The organism is Streptomyces sp. NPDC048337, assembly GCF_043201175.1.
In the GTDB taxonomy this organism is placed as follows: Bacteria; Actinomycetota; Actinomycetes; order Streptomycetales; family Streptomycetaceae; genus Streptomyces.
The window spans coordinates 192,213-194,901 of the sequence record NZ_JBICYR010000016.1 but is presented as its reverse complement, the minus strand read 5'-3'; the positions used below and the strand labels follow the sequence as shown (position 1 = coordinate 194,901).

Genomic DNA, 2,689 nt, shown 5'->3' with positions numbered 1-2,689 from the left:
CCCGGCGGGCCGGGGCGGCCCCGGGGGGGGGCGGGGGGACCCCGGGGGGGCCGGGCCCCGCCCCGGGGCCCCCCCTGACCCGCCGCACCCCCCCTCCCCCCGACCGGTGCGGCTGCGGGACGGACCTTCCCCCGTCGCGGTCCCGCAGCCGCACCCACGCCCCGCGGGCAGTCCCGTCCGCACCACCCGCCCCTGGGAGGCCCGACATGACCCGCGCCGCGTTCTTCGACGTAGACCACACGCTCACCACCTCGGTGGGGCTGTTCCGGTTCCTCTCGTACTGGTACGCCGCCACCGGCCGGCCGCCCCACCACTACGTACGGGAACGGCAGCGGTTCAAGGCCATGACGGCCGCCGGCATCCGCAGGGAGGAGACCAACCGTGCCTACTTCGGTCTGTACGCCGGAGTCGACCGGGCCCTGGTCGAAGGGCTCGCGCGGGACTGGTTCACCGCCGAACTGACGGCCGGCGGCCACTTCAACGAGCCGGTCCTGACCGCCCTGCACGACCACCGGGCGGCGGGCGACCTGATCGTCCTGGTCTCCGGCTCGTTCCCGGCCCTGCTGGAGCCGCTGGCCGACCAGGTCGGCGCCCACCACATCCTGTGCTCGGAGCCGGAGACCGACCCGGTCACCGACACCTACACCGGCCGTCTGGTCCGCCGCCCCCACCAGCCGATGATCGGCCAGGCCAAGGCCGACGCGGTACGCCTCTTCGCCGCCGCCCACCGCATCGACCTCGCGGCGTCCACCGCCTACGGCGACCACGTCTCCGACGTCCCGATGCTGGAGACCGCCGGCCGGGCCGTGCGCGTCGGCTGCGATCCGACCCTCCGCCAGCTCGGCGCCCGATCCGGGTGGGGATACCTGCCCGGCGCACCCGACCCGCACCCGCTCCCGCTGCCCGACCCGGCCGCCGTCCGCATCCCCGAAAGGCTCCTGCCGTGACCAGCCCCGTGACCAGTCCCGCGAACCGGGCCGCGCAGAGGACCGCCGTCGTCGGCGCCTACGGCGCGGGCAAGACCACCCTGATCCGCGCGGTCGGCGCCGCCACCGGGATCCCGTCCGCCCACGGCAGGCCCATGCGGGACCCGGTGGGCAGCGTGCCCAAGCCCCTGGAGGAGGCCACCGCACCCGAACTCGTCCAGCTGGTCGTCCGCCGCCTCACCGAGCGCGTCCTGGCCGAGGCCGCCCTGCCGGGCGCGTTCCTCTCCGACGGCTCCCTGCTCCACGAGTGGGTCTACGCCACCGTCCGGCTCGCGGTCGGCCTCCACCCGGACGAGGACGTCCCGTACGAGGCGGTGCGGGCGGCCGAAGGCCCGTACCACGAGGTGCTCGACCACCTGGGCCGGGAGATCGTGCACCGCGCCCTGGCGGGCTACGACACCTTCGTTCACCTGCCCGTCGAGTTCCCGCTGGGCGACCCGGTCCCGCCCATCAGCGAGCACTTCCGGGCCCTGTCCGACCGGCTGCTGCTGGACACCCTGGCGGGGGCCGGAGTCACCGTCCACACCGTCACCGGCTCCCCGGACGAACGGCTCGCCGCGCTCACCGCCCTGACCACCGCCTGACCCCCGACACCGGAAGAACACCACCATGCAAGCCATCGGCATCCCCGCCTACGGAGCCCCCGAGGTCCTCGCCCTCGTGGAGCGGCCCCGGCCCTCCACCGAGCCGGGCCACGTCCTGATCCGTGTCGCCGCGGCCGCCGTCAACCCGACGGACCTCATGCTGCGCGCCGGTGAACTCGACGCCTACATGACCGGTTTCCCGCGCCCGTACACCCCGGGCATGGACGCCTCCGGCGAGGTGGTCGAGGCCGGTCCGGGCGTCACGGACCTCGCGCCGGGCGACCGGGTGATGGCCTTCGTCAACCCCTTCACCCCGCTCGGCGGAGCCCAGGCGGAGTACGTCGCCGTCCCGGCCGACCAGGCCGTGCGCGTCCCCGACGAGCTGCCGCTCGCGGAGTCCGCGGGGCTCCCCATGAACGGCCTCACCGCCCACCAGGCGCTGAGCCTGGCGGCCCTCCCGCCGGGCGCCACGATCGCGGTCACCGGCGGCGCCGGAGCCCTGGGCGGCTACGCCGTCGAGCTGGCCCGGTACCAGGGGCTGCGGGTCCTCGCCGACGCCCACGAGGCCGACCGCGAGCTCCTCACCCGGCTCGGCGCGGACTGCGTCGTCCCCCGCGGGGCCACCGCGGAGGAGACCGCGGCGGCGTACCGGGCCGCGGCGCCGGGCGGGGTGGACGCGCTCATCGACGCCGCCGTGCTCGGCGAGGCCGCCCTGGGCGCGGTGCGGGACGGCGGCACGCTCGTCACGTGCCGCCCGTACGAACTGCCCGCCACCCGGGGGATCACCGTGCACCAGGCCTTCGTCATCGCCCACCCGGACAAGAAGGCCGCCCTCACGGAACTCGCCGCCCTGGCCGCCAAGGGGGCCGTGACCCTGCGCACGGCCGGTCTCTTCCCGGCGGCCGAGGCCGCCCACACGCACACGCTGCTGCACCGCGGCGGCGTCCGAGGCCGCCTGATCCTCACCTTCTGAGGACGGGCACAGGAGTCGGGGGGGGGGGCCCGGGGGGGGGGGCCCCCCCCCCCCCCCAACCCCCCCCCGGGGGCCCCCCCACAACCCCGGCCCAAAACGCCCCAAGCTGCCGCGGGCGCCCGGGCCTTTTCACCCCGGGGGGGGGA

The 2,689-nt window shown here is 76.6% G+C and carries 3 protein-coding genes; all 3 read left to right on the top strand.

Features of this window, described 5'->3' with window-relative positions; genetic code table 11:
* Positions 1–206: 206 nt before the first annotated feature.
* The 3 genes from ACGFYU_RS24915 to ACGFYU_RS24905 are packed head-to-tail and all read left to right on the top strand — an operon-like array spanning position 207 to position 2,543.
* Positions 207–947 carry an HAD family hydrolase gene (locus tag ACGFYU_RS24915; protein WP_393829526.1) on the top strand — a complete coding sequence of 247 codons (741 nt, stop codon included), beginning with the start codon at positions 207–209 and terminating at the stop codon, positions 945–947.
* The gene (locus ACGFYU_RS24910) at positions 944–1,570 is read left to right on the top strand and encodes an AAA family ATPase (protein ID WP_393829525.1); all 627 of its coding nucleotides are present in this window, start codon (positions 944–946) and stop codon (positions 1,568–1,570) included. The genes ACGFYU_RS24915 and ACGFYU_RS24910 overlap by 4 nt, the downstream gene beginning before the upstream one ends.
* Positions 1,571–1,595: 25 nt before the next feature.
* Positions 1,596–2,543, top strand: coding sequence for an NADP-dependent oxidoreductase (locus ACGFYU_RS24905; protein ID WP_393829524.1), 948 nt, complete (start codon positions 1,596–1,598; stop codon positions 2,541–2,543).
* The last annotated feature ends 146 nt before the right edge of the window (positions 2,544–2,689 follow it).